The 21,706-nt window shown below is 75.8% G+C and carries 7 protein-coding genes; 3 read left to right on the top strand and 4 right to left on the bottom strand.

Going from position 1 to position 21,706, the window contains the following annotated elements; translation table 11 throughout:
* Nucleotides 1-974: beta-ketoacyl synthase N-terminal-like domain-containing protein (locus GA0070215_RS21395; RefSeq protein WP_425254579.1), on the bottom strand; the 974-nt coding region annotated here is incomplete at its 3' end.
* Between the two features lie 318 nt (nt 975-1,292).
* Between GA0070215_RS21395 and GA0070215_RS21400 the strand changes: the two genes are divergently transcribed.
* A complete protein-coding gene (locus tag GA0070215_RS21400; protein WP_026268551.1) occupies nt 1,293-2,054 on the top strand; it encodes a thioesterase II family protein in 762 nt (253 codons plus the stop codon).
* 69 nt (nt 2,055-2,123) lie between these two features.
* Here GA0070215_RS21400 and GA0070215_RS21405 read toward each other — a convergent pair whose 3' ends face one another.
* The 3 genes from GA0070215_RS21405 to GA0070215_RS21415 all read right to left on the bottom strand — a co-directional run bounded on the left by GA0070215_RS21405 (nt 2,124) and on the right by GA0070215_RS21415 (nt 19,571).
* Nucleotides 2,124-3,011: a class I SAM-dependent methyltransferase gene (locus GA0070215_RS21405; RefSeq protein ID WP_091049007.1), complete on the bottom strand. Its 888-nt coding sequence runs from the start codon at nt 3,009-3,011 to the stop codon at nt 2,124-2,126.
* 29 nt (nt 3,012-3,040) lie between these two features.
* Nucleotides 3,041-4,603 (bottom strand): bifunctional 3-(3-hydroxy-phenyl)propionate/3-hydroxycinnamic acid hydroxylase MhpA, encoded by a 1,563-nt coding sequence (gene mhpA / locus GA0070215_RS21410; RefSeq protein ID WP_091049010.1) that lies wholly within the window; start codon nt 4,601-4,603, stop codon nt 3,041-3,043.
* A 70-nt stretch (nt 4,604-4,673) separates the two neighbouring features.
* Nucleotides 4,674-19,571, bottom strand: a complete 14,898-nt coding sequence (locus tag GA0070215_RS21415) for a type I polyketide synthase (protein WP_091049013.1) — start codon at nt 19,569-19,571, stop codon at nt 4,674-4,676.
* A 225-nt stretch (nt 19,572-19,796) separates the two neighbouring features.
* On the opposite strand from GA0070215_RS21415, the gene GA0070215_RS21420 reads away from it, so the two are divergent.
* Nucleotides 19,797-20,630: a hypothetical protein gene (locus GA0070215_RS21420; RefSeq protein ID WP_244167086.1), complete on the top strand. Its 834-nt coding sequence runs from the start codon at nt 19,797-19,799 to the stop codon at nt 20,628-20,630.
* Nucleotides 20,611-21,648, top strand: coding sequence for a 3-dehydroquinate synthase family protein (locus GA0070215_RS21425; RefSeq protein ID WP_091049017.1), 1,038 nt, complete (start codon nt 20,611-20,613; stop codon nt 21,646-21,648). The genes GA0070215_RS21420 and GA0070215_RS21425 overlap by 20 nt, the downstream gene beginning before the upstream one ends.
* Nucleotides 21,649-21,706 lie beyond the last annotated feature (58 nt).

Genomic DNA, 21,706 nt, shown 5'->3' on the forward strand with positions numbered 1-21,706 from the left:
ACATCAGCCACACCCAACCGCGCGTTCGCCAACGCCTGCCGGATCACCCGCTGCTGCGACGGACCATTCGGCGCCGTCAAACCATTCGACGCACCGTCCTGGTTGACGGCCGTGCCCCGCACGACCGCGAGAACCCGACGCCCGTCACGCCACGCATCCGACAACCGCTGCACCACCAGCACCCCGACGCCCTCGGCGAGCGCCGTGCCGTCCGCCGCGTCGGCGAACGCCCGGCACCGGGCCACCGGGGACAGGTTGCCCTGCCTGGTGAAGTCGACGAACACCGCGGGGGTGGGCATGACCGTCACGCCGCCGGCCAGCGCGAGGTCGCACTCCCCCGACCGCAGCGCCTGCACCGCCAGGTGCAACGCCACAAGCGACGACGAACACGCCGTGTCCACCGTCACGGCCGGACCCTCGAACCCGAACGAGTACGCCACCCGACCCGAGGCGATGCTGCCCGCGTTGCCGAGACCGAGGTAGTCCTCCACGCCCGCCGGCGGGGTCTCCGGCGGGTGTGCGTACCCGCTGTGGGTCATGCCGGCGAAGACCCCGACCCGGGCGCCCTTCAGACTTGTGGGGTCGATCCCCGCCGACTCGACGGCCTCCCACGAGGTATGCAGCAGCAGCCGCTGCTGCGGGTCCATGGCGAGGGCCTCGCGCGGCGAGACCTCGAACAGCCGGGCGTCGAACTCGGCGGCGTCGGCCACGAATCCGCCCTCACGGACCGAGGAGGTGCCCGGCCGGGACCGCTCCGGGTCGTAGAGCGCGTCGAGATCCCAGCCGCGGTCGGTGGGGAAGGAGGCGATCGCGTCACCGCCGGACACGACGAGATCCCACAGTTCCTCGGCGGTGCGTACCCCGCCGGGGAACCGGCAGCCGATGCCGACGATCGCGATGGGCTGCTGCGCGTCGGCCTCGACGTCCCGGAGCCGTTGCCGGGTCCGCCGCAGGTCGGCGGTGACTCTCTTCAGGTACTCCCGGAGCTTCTCTTCGGTGTCCATCATCCCAGCCCATCGCGATTCACGGCGGAGACTCGACGTAGGCGACGGTACGAATGCGCAGAAGTCTCAGGCGACACCTGTATCTGTCGTTCGGCTCGCTCGGCCGAGAGCCACGCAGATCCCCATCTGCCGGGAGAAGCTATTGGTTGCGCGCGAGCGCGGACAACCCCTAACCAGGCAACCGACCAGCTAGGGGTGTCCGGTCCCGACCCGTCGCACTAGCGTCGCCTCGACCGGGTCCGCGCCGATCCGGTCGGCAACCGCAGCCGCCGGAAGGACCACCAGAGGATGACCACGCCAGATACCGACAACGGCTTGTGGGTGCGACGCTTCCACCCCGCTCCGGGCGGCGCGAGGCGGTTGGTGTGCCTGCCCCACGCCGGCGGGTCGGCAAGCTTCTACTTCCCGGTGTCCCGCGCTCTCTCCCCCGCTGTGGAGGTGCTGTCGATCCAGTACCCGGGGCGGCAGGACCGGCGCCACGAGAAGTGCATCGGCGACATCCACGACCTCGCGCGCGAGGTGTTCACAGTGCTGCGGCCCTGGCGGGTCGAGCCGCTGGCCATCTTCGGGCACAGCATGGGGGCCAGCCTCGGCTTCGAACTCGCCCGGCTCATCGAGCAGGACGGCGGCAGCGTCGCGCACCTGTTCGCGTCCGGACGCCGGGCGCCGTCGAAGTCGAGGCACGAGACGGTGCACCTGCTCGACGACGAGGGGCTGCTGGCCGACGTCCGGAAGCTCAGCGGCACCAACTCCGCCGTCCTCGGGGACCCGGAGATGCTGCGCGCCGCGTTGCCGGCGATCCGCAACGACTACCGGGCCGCCGAGCGGTACACCTACCGGCCGGGGCCGCCGCTGAGCTGCCCGATCACCGTCCTCACCGGTGACGACGACCCGAAGACGACTGTCGACGAGGCTCGGGCGTGGTCGGACCACACCACCGCGGCGTTCGACCTGAAGGTCTACCCGGGCGGGCACTTCTTCCTGGCCGAGCACCAGCCGGCGATCCTGCGGGCTGTCTCGACGGCACTGAGCGCGGCGCCGGCGGTCTGATCCCACCGGACGAGGGGCCGTCCGCCGGTCGTCACGACCGGTCGGCGGGCCCCTCGTCGGTACGCGGTGTCACCGCTTGTGGCCGACCGCGATCACGTAGTCCAGCTGCGCCAGCTCACGCTTCATGAGGTCCTGGTTCTTCCAGTGGGCCGCCATGCTCTTGCGGACGGCCGGCTTGACGACGGCCCGGAACGCGGGGTCGTTGGTCCGCTCGGCCATGTACGCCCGCCAGCCCTCCCACGTCCGGTCCTTGATCGAGCGGACCTCCGGGTTGGCGAAGCCGGCCTCGACCAACTGCTGCCGGTACGTGTCCCGGTCGTGCCAGTTCTCCTTGGGAATGCTGAACTTGACGAAACTCAGCGGGCCGGACTGGATGGCGGCGCGGACGACGTCGCCGCTGACCGGGATGATGTCGGCCGTGGCGAGCACGCCGCCCGGGCGCAGCACCCGCAGCGCCTCGGCGAAGAACGCGCTGCGCGGGTAGAAATGGAAGGCGGACTCCAGGGCGACGACCCGGTCGAAGGTGTTGTCCTCGAAGGGCAGTTCGGTGGCGCTGCCGAGCCGGAAGTCGGTCCGGTCGGCGAGCCCTTCCTCCTGCGCCCGGCGCTGCGCCGCCTCGACGTGGTGCGGGGTGATGTTCAGGCCGTACACCTTGGCTACCTGGCGCTCCCGCAGCCACTTGAAGTCCTGGTCCCCGTAGCCGAAGCCGACGTCGAGCACGGTGTCGTCCGGCTTGAGCCCGGCGGCGTCGGCCAGCCTGTCGGCCAGCGCGTCGGCGGCCGTGTCGATGTCGGTGACCCCGTCAGACCAGTAACCCACGTTCATGTAGTGGGTACGGCGGGCCGCGAACTCCACGTCGGGCGACTGGATCTCGTAGAAGCGCCGGACCCGGGTGATGGGGTCGGCGGTGAAGACCGTGCGGATCGCCCGGCCGGCGATCTTCAGGTTCTCGAACATGTCGGTTCCTTCCGGTGGGTGGATGCCGATCAGCCGCGCCGGATCTGCCGGCGCAGATCCTCGACGAGCGCCGGCACGACGGCCGGGTCGGCGGCGGTGCCGAAGACGTAGAAGTCGGGACGGACGAGCACCGCCACCGCGTCGTACCGCTTGAGGTGAGGCAGGTACACGTCGTCGAGGTCGAAGGCGGTCGGCGCGGCGCCGGATCCGGGCGCGGGCGCGCCGGCGGGAACGATCCGGACGACCCGCGTGCCGAGCGCGTCCAGGAAGGCCCGGGCGTCGGCGTCGAGCAGGTCGCCGGGGTCCTCGGCGCAGAGCAGGACGAAGCCGGTGCCGACGACCTCGTCGAAGAGCCCGGCGCGGCCGTCGACCTCGACTCGGCCCTGCGGCATCGGGGCGCCGGCGGCCTCGCAGCCGCTGTGCAGGATCCCGCCGGACAGGGGCTCCAGCAGGGACCGGGTGCGCGGGCGGGCGGTACGCCGGCGCAGCTCGGCGAGCATCGCGGCGTCGCGGCCGGCCGCGGCGGCGCGGTCGGTCTCGCAGATCACCGCGCCCGAGTCCATGGACATCCGGATGGCGTGCTGCACGTGCGCGCAGCGCTCCTCCTGGTAGGTGTCCAGCAGGGCCTCGTCGGCGAGGCCGCGGTGCACCAGGTCGAGCTTCCAGGCGAGGTTGAGGGCATCGCGGAAGCCCGAACTCATCCCCTGCCCCATGAACGGCGGCATCACGTGCGCCGCGTCGCCGGCGAGCAGGATCCGCCCGGAACGCCAGCGCCCGGCCGAACATGCCTGGGTGGTGTAGACGCCGTACCGCTCCAGGGTGGCGTTGTCGGGGGTGATGTCGAAGAGGCCGAGCAGCCGCCACACGCTGGCGGCGCTCTCGAACTCCTCGCGGCTCTCCCCCGGCACCCGCATGAACTCCCACCGCCGGTGCCCCGGGCCGGCCGACACGGCCGTGCGGGGCCGCGCCGGGTCGCAGACCTGCAGGTTGTTCGGCTTGAACTCGCGGGCCTCGTGCGGGATCACGTCGCAGACCAGCCAGTCGTACGTGAAGCCGAGGTCGGTGACGCCGCCGCCCAGGTGCTCCCGCACGAAGCTGTTGGCCCCGTCGCAGCCGATAACCCAGCGGGCCGCGCGGACCTCCTCGCCGTCCGGGCCGGCGATGGTCACCTCGACCCGGTCGTCGTGCTCGACCAGGCCCGTCACCTGGTACGGGCGCAGCACCGTGACACCCGGCAGCTCCGCGCCCCGCTCGGCGAGCAGCGCCTCCAGTCCCGGCTGGTAGAACGAGACCGAGTCGGGCCAGCCCATCGGGCCGTCGCCGGTGACCCTGACATGCAGCAGGGTACGGCCGAAGCCGTTCTTGAAGGTGTACTCGCCGGACGACTCCACCACCGGGCCGAGGCGGTCGGCGACACCGGCGGCGGCCAGGACCCGACTCGCCTCCCCGTCGTACGACACCGCGCGGGGGAAATTGTACGGGGTGGCCCACCGCTCGACCGCCGTGACGGTGAGCCCTCGCTGCGCCAGCAGGATCGTGAGCATCTCACCGACGGGGCCGTAGCCCACGATCAGGACGTCGGTCGTCAGCATCGGTATCGGTTCCTCGCGGGTCGGTCGGACACGGGGTCGGCTTGCGGCGTGCGGGACGGCCGGACGGCCATCAGATCCCGAGTTCCGAGTCGATGAGGTCGAACAGGTCGTCGTCGCTGGCCAGTTCGAGATCGAGGTCGCGATCGCCCCCCGAGCCGGCGCGCATCGTCCGCCACTTGGCGATCAGCACCTCCAGGCGCGACCCGATCTGGTCGTGCAGCTCCGGTTCCACAGTGGCCTCGGTCAGCGAGCGCTCCAGGTTCTCCAGGTCCACGAGGACCGGCGGGGCCGCCGGTCCGGTGTCCGGCGCCAGCTCGGACACCAGGTACGTGGCCAGCTCGTTCGGGTCCGGGTAGTCGAAGATCAGCGTGGCCGGCAGGCGCAGACCGGTGGCCGTGGTCAGCCGGTTGCGCAGCTCGACGGCGGTCAGCGAGTCGAAGCCGATCTGGCTGAACGCCCGGCCCGGGGCCACCGCCGCCCGGCTGCCGTGCCCGAGCACGCTCGCCGCCTGCTCGCGTACCAGGTCGACCACCAGGGTGTGGCGCTCGGGCCCGTTCAGCGCCGCCAGTTCGTCGACGAGCGTACGCCCGCCGCCGGTCGGGGTGGCCGCCCGCGCCGTCGGCCGCTCCCGGCGCAGCAGCCCGCGCAGCAGGGCCGGGGCTCGCGCGGCCCGCTCGCCGAGCGCGGCGACGTCGATCCTCGTCGGCACCAGCACCGACTCGGCCAGCCGCAGGCCCGCGTCGAACAGGGCCATCCCCAGCTCGGACGGGATGGCGAGCTGCCCGTCACGGGCGGTGATCCGGGGATCGGTCCGGTCCAGCTTGGCGGTCATCTCGCTGGCCTGCTCCCACAGCCCCCAGGCGAACGACCGGCCCGGCAGCCCCTCGGCGCGGCGGGCCACGGCGAGCGCGTCGAGGAACGCGTTGGCCGCCGCGTAGTTGGCCTGACCGGGTACGCCGAACACTCCGGCGCCGGAGGAGAAGAGTACGAACCCGGCGAGGTCGAGGTGGCGGGTGAGCTCGTGCAGGTGCCACGCGGCGTCGAGCTTCGGCGCGAAGACCGTGTCGACGCGCTGCGGGGTGAGGGCGGTGACCACCCCGTCGTCGAGCACCCCGGCCAGGTGCACGACGGCGGTCAGCGGGTGCCGCTCCGGTACCGCCGCCAGCACCCCGGCGAGGTTGTCGCGGTCGGACACGTCGGCCGCCACCACCGTGGCCTCGACTCCCAGGGCCCGCAGTTCGTCGAGCGCCTCGGTCGCGCCGGGGGCCCGCTCGCCGCGGCGGCTGACCAGCAGCAGCCGCCGTACGCCGTGCGTCTCGACCAGCCGCCGGGCGACCAGCCGGCCCAGGGTTCCGGTGCCGCCGGTCAGCAGCACCGTACCGTCGGGGTCCCACGCCCGGGGCATGGTGAGCACCACCTTGCCGACGTGCCGGGCCTGGCTGACGTGCCGGAACGCCTCCGGCGCCTGGCGGACGTCCCACACCTGGGTGGGCAGTGGGGTGAGCGTTCCCCGTTCGAAGAGCCCGAGCAGAACGACAAGCATGCGCTGCACCTCGTCGGGCTCCTCCAGGGTCAGGTCGAAGGCGGTGTAGGCCACCCCCGGGTGGTCGACGGCGACGCGGTCGGCGTCGCGGATGTCGGTCTTGCCCATCTCGACGAACCGCCCGCCGCGCGGCAGCAGCCGCAGCGAGGCGTCGACGAACTCGCGGGCCAGCGAGTCCAGCACGACGTCCACGCCCCGGCCGCCGGTGGCGTCGGTGAAGCGGGTCTCGAAGTCGAGGGTCCGGGACGAGGCCAGGTGCTCCTCGTCGAGACCGAGCGCGCGCAGGGCGTCCCACTTGGCGGGGCTGGCGGTGGCGTACACCTCGGCCCCGAGGTGGCGGGCGAGCTGCACGGCGGCCATGCCGACGCCGCCGGCCGCCGCGTGCACCAGCACCGATTCGCCCCTGGTGAGCCCGGCCAGGTTGACCAGCCCGTGGTAAGCGGTCAGGAAGACCACCGGCACGGAGGCGGCCTCGACGTACGACCAGCCGGCCGGCATCGGGGCCAGCAGGCGGCGGTCGGTGACCGCGACGGGCCCGAAGCAGCCCACGAAGACCCCGAAGACGCGGTCGCCGGGGCGCAGGTCGGTCACCTCGGCGCCCACCTCGACGACCTCGCCGGCGCCCTCGCCGCCGAGCGGGCCCGCGTCGCCCGGGTAGAGGCCCAGCGCGTTGAGCACGTCGCGGAAGTTCAGTCCGGCGGCACGGACGCGGACCCGGACCTCGCGGGGGCCGAGCGCGGCGTCGGCGGCGTCGGTGGCGACCAGGGTGAGGTTCTCCAGGCTGCCCCGCACCGGCGCGTCCAGCCGCCACGCGGCGGCGGGCGGTGCGGGCAGCTCACCGGCGGACCCGGCCCGCGCCAGCCGTGGCACGTACGCCGCGCCGACCCGGATCGCGGCCTGCGGCTCGTCCGCCGCCAGCAGGGCGGCCACCTCGTCGGGGCCGATCCCGTCGCCGTCGACGTCGACGACGACCACCTGGCCCGGGTGCTCCGACTGGGCGGAGCGCACCAGGCCCCACGCCGCCGCGGCGGCCGGGTCGGTAACCTCGCCGGCGTGGTGCACGGCCACCGCGCCCCGGGTCACCAGCAACAGCCGCGACGCCGCCCACCGGGGCTCGGTGAGCCAGCGCCGGACCAGGTCGAGGGCCTGCACGGCGGCGTGGCGCGCCGCGCGGGGGGTGGGCTGCGCTGGGTACGCGCCGAGCGGCACGAGCACCGCCCCGGGCAGGGCCAGTCCGGCGTCCACGGCGTCGGCGAGCCCGTCCAGTCCGTGGTGCAGCGGGAACCCGTCAAGGCCGGGGGCGACGGCCACGGCGTCGACCGGGGTGGCCGACTCGACGGGCGGCAGCGGCGTCCAGTCGACGCGGAACAGGGCGTCGCGGGTGGCCCGGTCGCCGGTGACAGCCAGCTCGGTGGTGGAGATCGGGCGCATCGTCAGGGCGGCCACCTCGGCCACCGGGGCGCCGGTCGGATCGGCGACGGTCAGCGCGATGGCGTGCGGCCCGACCCGGGTCAGCCGTACCCGCAGGGCGGTCGCCCCGGTGGCGTACAGGCTGACACCGTTCCAGGCGAACGGCAGCAGGAGCTGGCCGGCCCCGGCCCCGGCGAGGCCGCCGAAGTGCGCGGCGTGCAGGGCGGCGTCGAACAGGGCGGGGTGCAGGCCGTACCGGTCGGCGTCGACCCGCTGGGCCGCCGGCAGCTCCACCTCGGCGTAGACCTCGTCGCCGCTGGTCCACACCGCGCGCAGGCCCTGGAACGCCGGCCCGTACGCGTACCCCTCGGCTTCCAGGCCGGCGTAGAAGCCGGTCAGGTCGACGGGCCGGGTGTCGGGCGGCGGCCCGGCGATGAGCTGCGGCGACACCGCGGGCTGGTCGGCGCGGAGGGTGGCGCTGGCGTGCCGGGTCCACTGATGTCCCGCCGGCGCGTCGGCGGGCCGGGAGTGCACGGTCACCGGGCGGCGTCCGTCGCCGGCAACCGCGCCGACCGCCACCTGCACCTGCGTCGCGCCGTCGGCGGGCAGGGTCAGCGGGGCCTCGATGACCAGTTCGTCGAGGAACGGGTGGCCGACCTCGTCGCCGGCGCGCAGGCAGAACTCCACCAGACCGGTGCCGGGCACCAGCACGCTGCCGGTGACCCGGTGATCGGCCAGCCACGGCTGCGCGTCGGCCGACAGCCGCCCGGTGAACAGGCGGCCGCCCGTCTCGGCCAGCGCGACCGACGCGCCGAGCAGCGGATGACCGGCGGCGTCCAGACCGGCGGCGCCGACGTCGCCGGGGCCGGAGACCGCCCGGGGCCAGTAGCGGCGGTGGGCGAACGCGTACGTGGGCAGGTCGACGCGCCGGCCGCCGGCCAGTGCGGGCCGCCAGTCGACCGCGACACCGGACACGTGGAGCTGGGAGAGGGAGAGCAGGAACCGCTCCCGGCCACCCTGGTCGCGTTGCACCGAGCCGACCACCACGGCATCGCCGTCGTGGTCGGCGAGGGTCTCCTCCACGCCGACGGTGAGCACCGGGTGCGGGCTGCACTCGACGTACGTGTCGTGGCCCTCGGCGGCCAGCGCGCGAACCGCCCGTTCCAGCTCGACGGGCCGGCGCAGGTTGCGGTACCAGTAGTCGGGCCCCATCTCCTCACCGTCGAGCCAGCGCAGGTCGGTGGTGGAGAACAGCGGTACGGCGGCCGGGCCGGGGGCGATGCCGGCCAGCACCTCGGCCAGCTCGTCGCGGATGCGTTCGACCTGGGCGGAGTGGGAGGCGTAGTCGACGGCGATCCGCCGCACCCGGGCCTGTTCGCCGGCCAGCTCGGCGAGCAGCTCCTCGACCGCCTCCGGCTCGCCGGAGACCACGACGGCGGCCGGCCCGTTCACGGCGGCGACCGAGATCCGCTCGCCGAAGCGGGCGATCCGGTCGCGGACCGTGTCGGCGGGCAGCGCGACGGAGGCCATCGCCCCGTGTCCGGCCAGAGCCCGTAGCGCGCGGCTGCGCAGCGCCACCACCCGGGCGGCGTCGGGCAGGGAGAGCACCCCGGCGACGCAGGCGGCGGCGATCTCGCCCTGGGAGTGGCCGACCACGGCGGCCGGCTGCACGCCGTACGAGCGCCACAGCTCGGCCAGCGACACCATCATCGCGAACAGGGCGGGCTGCACGACGTCGACCTCGTCGAGGCCGGGCGCGCCCGGCGCCTGGCGCAGCACGTCCAGCAGCGACCAGTCCAGGTGCGGCCGCAGCGCCGCGTCGCAGGCCGCCATGCGTTCGGCGAACACGGGGGCCTGGTCGAGCAGGTCCAACCCCATGCCGAGCCACTGGGAGCCCTGCCCGGGGAAGACGAAGACGCACCGGCCGGTGGGCCGCGCCTCGCCACGCGTGACCGCCGGGTCTGGCCGGCCCTCGACGAGCGCGTCGAGGGCGTCGGCGACCCGCTGCGCGGACGCGGCCACCAGCACCGCCCGGGAGTCGAAGGAGCCCCGGGTGGTGGCCAGCGACCAGGCCACGTCGAGGGACCGCTGGTCGGGCCGGGCGGCGAGGTGCTCCCGCAGCCGCCGCGCCTGGCCGGCGAGCGCCTGCGGGGTACGCGCCGACAGCAGCCACGGCAGCGGGCGCTCCTGCGGCGGCTCGGATTCGGCGGCCTCCCGCGTCGCCTCGGCGACCGACTCGACGATCACGTGGGCGTTGGTGCCGCTGATGCCGAACGACGAGACGCCGGCGCGAACCGGCCGGTCCGCCGCCGGCCATGGACGGGCCTCGGTGAGCAGCTGCACCGCTCCCGAGTCCCAGTCGATCCGCGAGCTGCGGCGCTCGGCGTGCAGGGTGCGGGGCAGCCGCCCGTGCCGCATGGCGAGGACCATCTTGAGCACGCCGGCCACGCCGGCCGCGGCCTGGGTGTGCCCGAGGTTGGACTTGACCGAGCCGAGCAGCACCGGCGTGCCGCCGGCCGGGCGCTGCCCGTACGTGGCGAGGATCGCCTCCGCCTCGATGGGGTCGCCGAGCGACGTGCCGGTGCCGTGCGCCTCCACCGCGTCCACGTCGGCGGCACTCAGCCCGGCGGCGGCGAGCGCGGCCCGGATGACCCGCTCCTGCGACGGCCCGTTCGGCGCGGTCAGCCCGTTCGACGCGCCGTCGGAGTTGACCGCCGAGCCGCGCACGACGGCCAGCACGGGGTGGCCCCGGCGGCGGGCCTCGGAGAGCCGCTCCACCACCAGCATCCCGACGCCTTCGGACATGCCGAAGCCGTCGGCGTCCTCGGCGAACGCCTTGCACCGCCCGTCGGCGGCGAGACCGCGCTGGCGGCTGAAGCCGGTCAGCCCCGCCGGGGTGGACATCACCGACACCCCACCGGCCAGCGCCAGGTCGCAGTCGCCCTGGCGCAGCGCCTGAACGGCCAGGTGCAGCGCCACCAGCGACGCCGAGCAGGCGGTGTCGACGGTGACCGCTGGTCCCTCCAGCCCGAGCGCGTACGCGACCCGGCCGGAGAGGACGCTGCCGGCGGTGCCGGTCAGCAGGTGTCCTTCGTCGGCGGTGACCTCGCCGTCGTCGGAGACGACACCGGCGGCGACCCGGTCGGCGTAGTCCTGCCCGTGGGTGCCGGCGAAGACACCGGTGCGGCTGCCCCGCAGGGTGGCCGGGTCGATGCCACCGCGTTCCAACGCCTCCCAGGAGGTCTCCAGCAGCAGCCGGTGCTGCGGATCCATGGCGAGCGCCTCGCGGGGGCTGATGCCGAAGAACTCGGCGTCGAAGTCGGCGATGCCGGTGAGGAACCCGCCGGAGCGCACGTACGTCCGGCCGGGCGTGCCGGGCACCGGGTCGTGGAGGTCGGCCAGCGGCCAGCCCCGGTCGTCGGGCAGGTCGCCGATGACGTCGTCGCCCGCGTCGAGCAGCCGCCACAGCTCCTCCGGGGAGCCGATCCCGCCGGGGAATCGGCAGGCCATCGCGACGATGGCGACCGGCTCGTCCAGAGCGACGGTGCTCGCGTCGGCGACCTCGGTGGCGGCGGTACCGAGCAGCCGGGCGTGCAGGTGCGCGGCGAGCAACTCGGGGGTGGGGTGGTTGAACACGGCGTGCGGGGCGAGCCGGACCCCGGAGACGGCGGTGAGCCGGTTGCTCAGCTCGACGGCCATCAGCGAGTCGAAGCCGAGGTCCTTGAACGGGCGGCGCGGCTCGACCTGCTCGGGGCCGGTGTGCCCGACCACTGTGGCGCACCGGGCACGTACGAGGTCCAGCAGCAGTTCGGCGCGCTCGGGCTCGGCGAGTTCGGCCAGCCGGTCGGCGAAGCCCTTCGCGGAGGCGGGCGCGGAGGCGGCGTTGACCGCCCGGCGGGGCGGCGGGGGCAGCAGCGCCCGCAGCAGGGCGGGCACCTCGCCGGAGGTCCGTACGGCGGCCAGGTCGAGCCCGATCGGCACGAGCGCCGGCCGGTCCACGTGCAGGGCGGCATCGAACAGCGCCAGCCCGGCGGCCGGGTCGAGGGGGCGGGTGCCACCGCGGGCGAGCCGGGCCAGGTCGGCGGGGCTGAGCCGGCCGGCCATCCCGTCCTCGACGGCCCACAGCCCCCAGGCCAGGGCGCTGCCCGGCAGGCCCTGGGCGCGGCGGTGCGCGGCGAGCGCGTCGAGGAACGCGTTGCCGGCCGCGTAGTTGCCCTGGCCGGGGCTGCCGAAGGTGGCGGCGGCCGAGGAGAAGAGCACGAACGCGGCCAGGTCGAGGCCGGCGGTGAGCTCGTGCAGGTGCCAGGCGCCGTGCACCTTGGCGCGCAGGGTCCGCGCCCAGCGGGGCGGGTCGAGGTCGGTGAGCAGAGCGTCGTCGGTGGCCCCGGCGGCGTGCACGACGGCGACGAGCCGGTCGGCCAGCGGGGCGACGACCTCGGCGAGCGCCGCCCGGTCGGCGACGTCGGCCGCGACCACCCGCACTGTGACGCCGTCGTCGGTCAGTGCGGTCGTCCAGTCGTCGGCCCGGCCGCTGCGGCTGACCAGCACCAGCTCGGTGACGCCGTGCGCGGTGGCGAGGTGGGTGGCGACGTGCCGGCCGATCCCGCCGGTGCCGCCGGTGAGGAGCACGGTGCCGCCGGCCAGGGCCGCGAGCGGCGCGCCGGCCGGGGGCCGCTCGACGGGGCGCAGGCGGGGCAGCAGCGCGCGGCCGTCGCGGACGGCCACCTCGGGTTCGTCGGCGGCGACGGCCAGCGCCGAACGGATGGCGGCGTCGTCGGTGGTGTCGAGGCTGAGCAGGAGGAAACGGTCGGGCTGCTCGGCCTGGGCGACGCGGAGCAGCCCGGCCACGGGGGCGTGCACCGGGTCGCCGTCGCGCACGGCCAGGGCCAGGCGGGTGGTCTCCGCGCGGGGGTCGGCCAGCCAGGTCTGGAGCACGTCGAGCACGGCGAGGCCGACGGCGTGCGCCCGGTCGGGCACCGGCCGGCCCGACTCGCCGTCGCCGACCCGCAGCACCAGCAGCGGCGGCAGCGGCCCGTCCGGTGGCGTGCCGTCGGCGAGCGTCCAGGAGGGCGCCGGGGTCGCCGGGAACGCGGCGGGCAGCCAGTCGACGGCGTACAGCCCGGCGGGGGTGGCCGCCGGCGCCGGCGCGTCGGCGGACGGCAGGTCCACCGGCCGCAGCACCACCCGGTCGGCGTCGAGCACGGCCCCGCCTGCGTCGTCGACGGCACTCAGCGTCACCGCGTCCGCCCCGGCGGGGGCCAGGCAGACGCGCAGCGCGTGCGCCCCGACGGCGTGGCGGCGCACGCCCGCCCACTCGGTGGGCAGCAGCCGGGCGGTGGGCCCGGCGTCGGCGACCGACGCGAAGCCGGCGAGCGGGAGCAGGCACAGGGCCGCCTCCAGGACCAGCGGGTGCACGCCGTACCGCTCGGCGTCCGGGTCGCGGGCGTCGTCGGGCAGGCGTACGTCGACGTAGAGCCGGTCGGCGGCGACCCACGCCGCGCGGGCCAGTTCCCCGGCCAGCGCGCGGTGCGGCGGGGCACTCAGGTCCACCGGCCGGGCCCCGGCGGGGGGCCAGACGGGGGCGAGGGCGCCCCGGCCGCTCTCCGGGTCGACGGGGGCGAGCACGGCCTCGGCGACCTCCCGCCAGGGCAGCCCCTCGCCGGCCCGGACGTGACAGTGCGCCTCCCGGCGTCCGTGCTCGTCCGGCGCGCCCACGTCGATCTGCACCTGGAGGGTTACCTCGGCGGGCAGCGGAACCGGCTCGGGCACGCGCAGCCGTCGCACGCTCGGGGCGCCGAGCCGGTCGCCGAGGTGGGCGAGCATGTCCAGCAGGGCGGTGGCGGGCAGCAGCGGCGCCGTGCCGTCGCCGGGCGCGGCCAGCCACGGCGAGGTGGCCGTGGCGATCTGCCCGGTGCAGACCACCTGCCCGGTGCCGGCGACCGCCAGCAGGCCGCCGAGCAGCGGATGCCCGGCGTCGGCCAGTCCGGCGCCGACGGAACCGCCCGTGCCGGTGGGAGCGGGCAGCCAGTAGTGCCGGCGCTGGAAGGCGTACGTGGGCAGGTCGACGCGGCGGTGCGGGCCGGGGCCGGCGAGGGCGGCACGGTCCACCGCGACGCCCCGCACGTGCAGCCGCGCCACGGCGGCGAGCAGCGCCTCGGCCTCGCCTGCGGTGCCCCGTACGGCGGGGACGAAGGCCAGCTCGTCGGTCTCGGCGACGAGGCAGTCCTGGGCCATCGCGGTGAGCACACCGGCCGGGCCGATCTCCAGGAAGGTGGTGACGCCCTGCCCGTGCAGGGCTCGTACGCCGTCGTGGAAGCGGACGGTGCCCCGCACGTGCGCCACCCAGTGCTCGGGCGAGCAGAGCCGGGCCGGGTCGACGGGGTGGCCGGTCAGGTTGGACACCACCGGCAGGTGCGGGGTGCGGTACGTGAGGCCGGCCGCGACCGCGCGGAACTCGTCGAGCATCGGGTCCATGCGCGGCGAGTGGAACGCGTGCGACACCCGCAGCCGGCTGGTGCGGCGCCCGGCCGCGCGCAGGGTGTCCGCGACGGCCAGCACCGCGTCCGTGTCGCCGGAGAGGACGACGCTGGTGGGGCCGTTGACGGCGGCGAGGCCCACCCGGTCGGTCAGGTGCGCGGCGACCTCGGCCTCGTCGGCCTCGACGGCGACCATCGCGCCCCCGGCGGGCAGCTGCTGCATCAGCCGGGCGCGGGCGGCGACCAGCGCCGCCGCGTCGGCGAGGGAGAACACCCCGGCCACGTGCGCGGCGGCGAGCTCGCCGACGGAGTGGCCGAGCACCGCGTCGGGGCGGATCCCCCAGTGCTCCAGGAGGCGGTGGAGCGCCACCTCGAAGGCGAACAGGCCCGGCTGGGTGTACAGGGTCTCGTCGAGCAGTTCGGCCGCTGCGGTGCCCTCGGCCGCGAGGACGACGTCCGCGACGGGGAACGGGGCGTGGCCGGCGAGGCAGCGGTCGAGTTCGGCGCAGGCCGCGTCGAAGGCGGCCGCGAAGACGGGGTACGCCGCGTGCAGCTCGTGGCCCATGCCGGCGCGCTGGCCGCCCTGCCCACCGAAGAGCAGGCCGAGTCGGCCGTCGACGCCCCGGCCGGTCAGCACGCCCGGCAGGTCCGGGTCCGGTCCGCCGCGGGCCAGCGCGCCGAGCCCTGTCCGGGCGGACTCCGCGTCGCCCACCAGGACCACGGCCCGGTGTTCGAGAGCGGCGCGGGTGGTGGCGAGGGCGTGCCCGACATCGGCCGGGTCGACGTGCGCCCCCGGCCCGTCGAACCAGGCCAGCAGGCGGGCCGCCTGGTCACGCAGCGCCTCGCCGGAGGCAGCCGCGAGCAGCCACGGTACGGGCGGCCGAGCGGTGTCGGTCGACGGTCGCGCTGCCGCGGTGGCGGGCGGCGACTGCCGGGCGGTGTCCCCGGCGGAGGTCGGCGGGTCGGCGGGGGCCTCGACGATGACGTGGGCGTTGGTGCCGCTGATGCCGAACGACGAGACGCCGGCCCGGCGGGGGCGGCGTACGTCGGGCCACGGGCGGGCCTCGGTGAGCACCTCGACCGCGCCGGCGGACCAGTCCACCTCGGACGTCGGGGTGTCCACGTGCAGGGTGCGCGGCAGTGTCCCGTGCCGCATCGCGAGCACCATCTTGATCAGCCCGGCGGCACCGGCGGCGGCCTGGGTGTGGCCGAGGTTGGACTTCAGCGAGCCGAGCCGCAGCGGTTCGGCGTCACCGCGGCCCACCCCGTACGTGGCGAGCAGCGCCTGCGCCTCGATCGGGTCACCGAGGGACGTGCCGGTGCCGTGCGCCTCGACGGCGTCCACGTCGGCGGCGGAGAGCCCGGCCGCGTCCAGCGCCCGGCGGATGACCCGCTCCTGGGCGGGCCCGTTGGGGGCGGTCAGCCCGTTGGACGCGCCGTCGGAGTTGACCGCGGAGCCGCGCAGCACGGCGAGGACGGGGTGCCCGTCCCGGCGGGCGTCGGAGAGCCGTTCCAGCAGCAGCACGGCGACGCCCTCGGACCAGCCGGTGCCGTCGGCGCCGTCGGCGAACGCCTTGCACCGGCCGTCCGGGGCGAGCCCGCGCTGCCGGCTGAACTCCACGAACGCCTGCGGGGTGCCCATCACCGCCACGCCGCCGGCCACGGCGAGCGAGCAGTCCCCGGCGCGCAGCGCCTGGGCGGCCAGGTGCAGCGCCACCAGCGACGACGAGCAGGCCGTGTCGACGGTGACCGCCGGCCCCTCCAGCCCCAGCGCGTACGCGACCCGGCCGGAGACGACGCTACCGGCGGTGCCGACGCCGAGGTAGCCCTCGGTGCCGGGCGGCGCCTGGCGCAGGTTCGCGGCGTAGTCGTGGTGCATGACGCCGGTGAAGACGCCCGTGGCGCTGCCGCGCAGCGAGGTGGGGTCGATGCCGGCCCGCTCGAACAGTTCCCAGGACGTCTCCAGCAGCAGCCGCTGCTGCGGGTCCATGGCGAGTGCCTCGCGCGGGCTGATCGCGAACAGGGTGGCGTCGAAGTCCGCGGCGCCGGTGAGGAAGCCGCCCACCCGGGCGTACGAGGTGCCGGGGCGGTCGGGGTCGTCGGAGAACAGGTTCGCCAGGTTCCAGCCCCGGTCCGTGGGGAACTCGGTGAGCCCTTCCCGGCCCTGGTCGACCAGCTCCCACAGCTCCTCGGGGGAGGCGACGCCGCCGGGAAGCCGGCAGGCCATGGCGACGACGGCCACCGGATCGTCCGCTGTGGACGGAAGTTCCGACCGGCCGGTCGTGCGAGTGGCCGGCGGGACGGCACCACGCAGCCGGGCGGCGAGGTGCCGGGCGAGTGCCTGCGGGCTGGGCCGGTCGAACGCGGCCGTGGCGGAGAGCCGTACCCCGGTGGCCTGGGCCAGCCGATCGCGCAACGCAACCGCCGCGACCGAGGTGAAGCCGAGTTCCTTGAAGGCGCGGCCGGGGCGGACCGCGGCCGGGCCGGGCAGCCCGGCCACCTGCGCGGTGGCGGCGCGGACCAGGTCGAGCAGGAGCCGATCCCCCTCGGTGGTGGTGAGCCCGGCCAGCCGACGGCGCAGCTCGGCGGCGTCCCGGTCGTCCGTGGAGTCGCCGGGCTCGGCCACGGGCCCGCGCCAGGCGGGGTGCGCGGCGTCGGCGTGGCCCGCCGGGTGGGCGAGCACGACCAGGTCGGCGCCGTCGTGGGCCACGTCGAACGCGGCGAGGTCGGCACGCACTGCCGCCGATGCGGTGCCCGCTGCGGGTCCGGTCGCCGCCGGTCCGCGCTCGGCGGGCGCGGTCGTGCCGACGAGCCGGGCCGGGTGACCGGCGGCCCGGCGGCGGGCGACCAGGGCGTGCAGGGCCCCGACGGCCGAGGCGGCGCGTTCCCGGCCCGCCGCGCCCAGCAGCAGGGCGGACGGCGCGAGGACGGTGAACGCCGCCTCCGGGTGGCGGCCCGCGGCGTCCAGCGTCGCGGCGAGGCCGAGCAGCCGGACTGCGCACTCGACGTCGGCCAGGTCGTCGTCGCACGGGCAGAGGAAGACGGCGCCGAACGCCTCGTCGCCCGCCCGCTCGGCGGGCAGCGGAACGGCTTCCGCACCGGCGGCGGTGAGTTCGGCGGCCAGGTCCGCCAGGGCCGGGGCGGGCGTCGCGCCAGCGTGCAGCAGCCGCAGCCGGCGGGCGCGGTGCACGGCGACGAGGTGCCGGGCCAGCGCGGCGCCGGTCGGTCCGTCGGCGCCGGTGACCAGGACGGGGCGCTCCGGGTCGGCCACGGTCGCCGATCGTCCCGGCGCGGTCGCCGGGGCGGGCACGAGGGCCGCGTACCGGGCCGCCCCGGCCCGCAGGGCGACCTGCGCGGCGCCGGCGTCCACGACGGCCGGCAGCAGGGCGAGCGAGCGGTCCGCGGCGTCGTGGTCGACCAGCACGATCCGGTCCGGGTACGCGGCCTGCAGGCTGCGCCCGACCGCCCAGACGGCGCCGGCCGCCGGATCGGGTCCGGACCACCCGGCGGCGTCGCCCGCGGCGGCGTCTCGCGCGGGGGCCTCTCGCGCGAGGGCGTCTCCCGCAGTGGCCTCGCCCGCGCTGCCGGCACCGCTCGGATCGGGGTCGTTGGCCGCGTCGCCGACCGGGCCGGTCAGCAGCATCAGCCGGGTGCCGGCGAAGCCGTCGTCGTCGAGCCAACCTCGCAACCGGTCGGCGAGGTCCGCCGCGTCGGCGTCGGCCGGCCCGGCCAGCAGCACCGTCACGTCGGGCGCCTCGGGAGTCTCGCGCAGGCCGGCCAGATCCCGGTGGGCCCGGAACCGCTCCCCCGGCGACGCCGCACGCAACGGCTCCACCAGCGACTCGCTCCCGGCGCCGACGAGCGCCCAGCGGCGGACCGGGGCGGCGGCGTCCTGCGCGGCCGCCGGCACGGGCGTCGCCACCGGCGGTACGGCGGCCAGGTCCAGCGGTCGCCAGGCGAGCAGGCTGAGCGCCTCGTGGTGGCTGCCGTTGATCGCCCGCAGCCGGGCCGGCCCGTCGAGCAGGAGCCGGCGGGTGACCTTGCCGGACGCGGTGCGGGGCACCTGCCCGATCTCGTACAGCGCCTCGGGGACCTTGTGGTAGCTGAGCCGCTCCCGGCAGGCCGCGTACCCGGCACGGGGGTCGAAGCCCTCCGCCCCCGGCACCACGAACGCCACCGGCACCTCGCCGAGCACGTCGTGCGGCCGGCCGGTCACCGCCACGTCGGCGACGCCGGGCACCGCGCGCAGCACCTCCTCCACCTCGCCCGGGTGGATCTTCTCCCCGCCCCGGATGATCAGCTCCTGGTGGCGGCCGGTGACGAAGATGTTGCCGTCGGCGTCGCGGCGGGCCAGGTCACCGGTGCGGTACCAGCCGTCGCGCAGGGCGGCGGCGGTGACCTCCGGCAGGCCGTGGTAGCCGAGCATGACGCTCGGACCGCTGACCCAGACCTCCCCCTCGGCGCCGGTCGGCACGTCCAGACCCGTCTGCGGGCTGACCAGGCGCACCTCGACGCCGGGCACCGCGCGCCCGCAGGAGCCCTCGACCCGGGGCTGCTCCGGCCGGGTGACGGCGATCGAGCCGCAGGTCTCCGTGCTGCCGTACGCGTCGAGCAGCGGCGCGTCGAAGACCTCGTCGAACGCACGCCGCAGCGCGCCGGTGGTGATCGCCCCGCCGACCAGGCAGACCCGCAGGGCCGGGGCGCGGAAGCCGGTCTCCCGGGCGGCGGTGACCAGGTGGTGGTACATCGCCGGCACACCGGCGAGCACGGTGGCCTCGTCCTCGTCGACCGCGCGCAGCACGTCGTCGGTGGAGAAGCCGTCGATGAGCCGGGCCGTGGCCCCGACCGCCGTCACGCTGAGCACGCACCCGATGTGGGAGAGGCTGTGGAACAGCGGCAGTGGCCAGACCACCCGGTCGGCGGCGGTGAGCCCGGGGATCGGCACGTAGCAGGCGGCGACCGACCAGAGGCAGGTGCGCTGGGTGGAAAGCACACCCTTGGGCCGACCGGTGGTGCCGGAGGTGTAGAGCATCCAGGCCACCTCGTCGAGGCCCAGGTCGTCGCGGGCGCCCACGGTCGGCTCGGTGTCGACAAGATCGCGCCAGGCGACGACCCCGTCCGGAACCGGGTTGTCCCCGGTGACCACGATCCGCAGGGCCGGCCGGGTGGCACGCAGCCGCAGCATCTGGTCGAGGTGACGCGGGTCGGTGACCACCAGCACCGCGCCGGAGTCGTCCAGCAGATGGGCCAGTTCCGCGTCGGTGCTGTGCGGATTCACCGGCACGCCGACCGCGGCGGCCCGCGTGACGGCCAGCCAGGTCTCCACCGTCTCCACGCGGTTGCCGAGGCAGAAGGCCACCCGGTCGCCCCGGGCGACCCCGGCCGCCGCCAGGTGACCGGCCAGCCGACGGGTCCGCGCCGCCAGATCGGCGTATCCGACCGCCCGGCGGTCGTCGCGGAATGCGACCTTGTTCCCCGACCTGGCGGCGTGCGCCTCGATCAGATCGGACAACGGCTGGATCAGGTCGCTCCGAAGCATGTCACCACATCCATCCGTCGGCGAGACTCCTCATCCGCGGCGTAGACCTCGCTCGCCGTAGCGGCCCAAGTCTTCCGAGCACCCTGCCGGTGTCCTACCCCTGTCACCCCCTAAGTCGTCCCCAGTTCGAAGCGCCGATCGGGTGGTGGAACGGCCCCGCGGGCCGATGATGGGGCGACCCCCGCGGACCGTCGAATCCCGTGCTCCACCCGCCCGTCAGCCGAGGTGCCGTCGTTGGAACGCTGCTGGTTGTTCGCCCGTTCGGCCGTACCGGCCGGCGGCTGCCCGGGCACGCGGCTGACCGAGCTGGTCGGCACCGTCCTGACCGGGCTGGTCGCCGCCGCCCGCCGGGCCGATCCCGGCATGCACTGGTTCTTCGACCCGGAGGGCTCCCCCGCCGGGCGGCTGAGCCTCGGCTTCCATGCCACCCCCGCCGCGCTCGACGCGGTACGGGCGGGGTTGCTCGCGTACGACCCGGGGACGTCCCTGGCCGGGGACCGGTGCGTCGTGCGCGACCCCGCCCGGGGCGGCCCGCTCGCGTTCGCGGGCAGCGAACTGGCCCTCACCCTGCTCGGCGGCGACGTGCCCTGGCTGGCCGGCGGCGAACTGCCGCTGGCCGTGGCGCACCTGCGGCACCTGACCGGGCTGATGCCGGCGGCCGACCGCCTGGCGTTCCTGTTCCTGCACTGGCAGGAACGCAGCCAGCGGCTCACCGGCGCGCAGCGGCGGGAGCTGGCCGCGCAGGCCGACGCCGGGGCGGAGAAGATCGTCCTGTCGGCCGGTGACCTACCGCTGGGCGGGGACGTGGCAGTGGCGTGGCAGCGCTACCTGGACCGGGTGACCGACGTGGTGGGTCACCACCACCCGACGGCGCCTCCCGGGTTCCTGCTGGCGCACCACGCGCAGCTCACCCACGACCGGTGGGGCATCCGGCCGGAGGTCGACTCGCTGGCCGCGCTGGCGCTGCGCCTGTCGATGGTGCGGGCCGACCCGGCCCCGACCGCGCCGGCCCACGTTCCGCAGAGGAGGCAGCAACCACATGCACGCGCCGGTACCTGACCGTCCCGCCGGCGAGCCGGCCCGCGTCGAGGTGGCACTCGGAGAACGGTCGTACCCGGTGCTGATCGGTCCCGGCGTGCGCCACCGGCTCCCGGCGGAGGTGGCGCGGATCGGCGCCCAGCGGGTCGTGGTGGTCTCGGCCCGGCCACCGGAGTGGACGCCCGACCCGGGCGTGCCGCACCGGGTGGTGCCGGCCCGCGACGGCGAGCACGACAAGAACCTGACCACCGTGGAACAGCTCTGCCGGGCGTTCGCCGAGTTCGGGTTGACCCGGACCGACGCCGTGGTCTCCTGCGGCGGCGGCACCACCACGGACGTGGTCGGGCTGGCCGCCGGCCTCTACCACCGGGGTGTACCGGTGATCCATCTGCCGACCTCGCTGCTGGCCCAGGTGGACGCCAGCGTCGGCGGGAAGACCGCCGTCAACCTGCCGGAGGGCAAGAACCTCGTGGGCGTGTACTGGCAACCCCGGGCGGTGCTCTGCGACACCGAGCACCTGAGGACGCTGCCGCAGCGGGAGTGGCGCAACGGGTACGGGGAGATCGCCCGCGCGCACTTCATCGGCGCCGGTGATCTGTATGACCGGCCGGTGGCGGAACAGATCGCCGCATCGGTGGCGTTGAAGGCCCGGGTGGTGGCCGCGGACGAGCGGGACTCCGGCCTGCGGCACATCCTCAACTACGGTCACACGCTCGGGCACGCGTTGGAGCGGGCCACCGACTTCGGCCTGCGCCACGGTGAGGCCGTGGGAGTCGGCACGGTCTTCGCGGGCCGCCTGGCCGGCGTCCTCGGCCGGATACCGGCCGACCGGGTGGCCGAGCACCACGACGTGGTGGCGGGCTACGGGCTCGACACCACGCTGCCCGGCGGCGTCGACCACGACGAGCTGATCAGGCTGATGCGCCGGGACAAGAAGGCAACCTCGGGCCTGTCCTTCGTCCTGGACGGACCGGGCGGAGTCGAACTGGTCACCCGCGTCCCCGAGGTCGCTGTGCGTACCGCACTTTCCGGCATGTGAGGCCGCCACCGCCGGGTGCCCGTTCGCCGGCCGGCGCCGCGGGGCGGCCGGGCCGGCG

Source organism: Micromonospora marina, from assembly GCF_900091565.1.
GTDB lineage: Bacteria > Actinomycetota > Actinomycetes > Mycobacteriales > Micromonosporaceae > Micromonospora > Micromonospora marina.

Bases quoted from the DNA above. Each gene is read 5' to 3' on its own strand.
- GA0070215_RS21400 (WP_026268551.1), top strand. From the start codon at position 1,293: ATGACCACGCCAGATACCGACAACGGCTTGTGGGTGCGACGCTTCCAC.
- GA0070215_RS21405 (WP_091049007.1), bottom strand. From the start codon at position 3,011: ATGTTCGAGAACCTGAAGATCGCCGGCCGGGCGATCCGCACGGTCTTC.
- mhpA (WP_091049010.1), bottom strand. From the start codon at position 4,603: ATGCTGACGACCGACGTCCTGATCGTGGGCTACGGCCCCGTCGGTGAG.
- GA0070215_RS21415 (WP_091049013.1), bottom strand. From the start codon at position 19,571: ATGCTTCGGAGCGACCTGATCCAGCCGTTGTCCGATCTGATCGAGGCG.
- GA0070215_RS21425 (WP_091049017.1), top strand. From the start codon at position 20,611: ATGCACGCGCCGGTACCTGACCGTCCCGCCGGCGAGCCGGCCCGCGTC.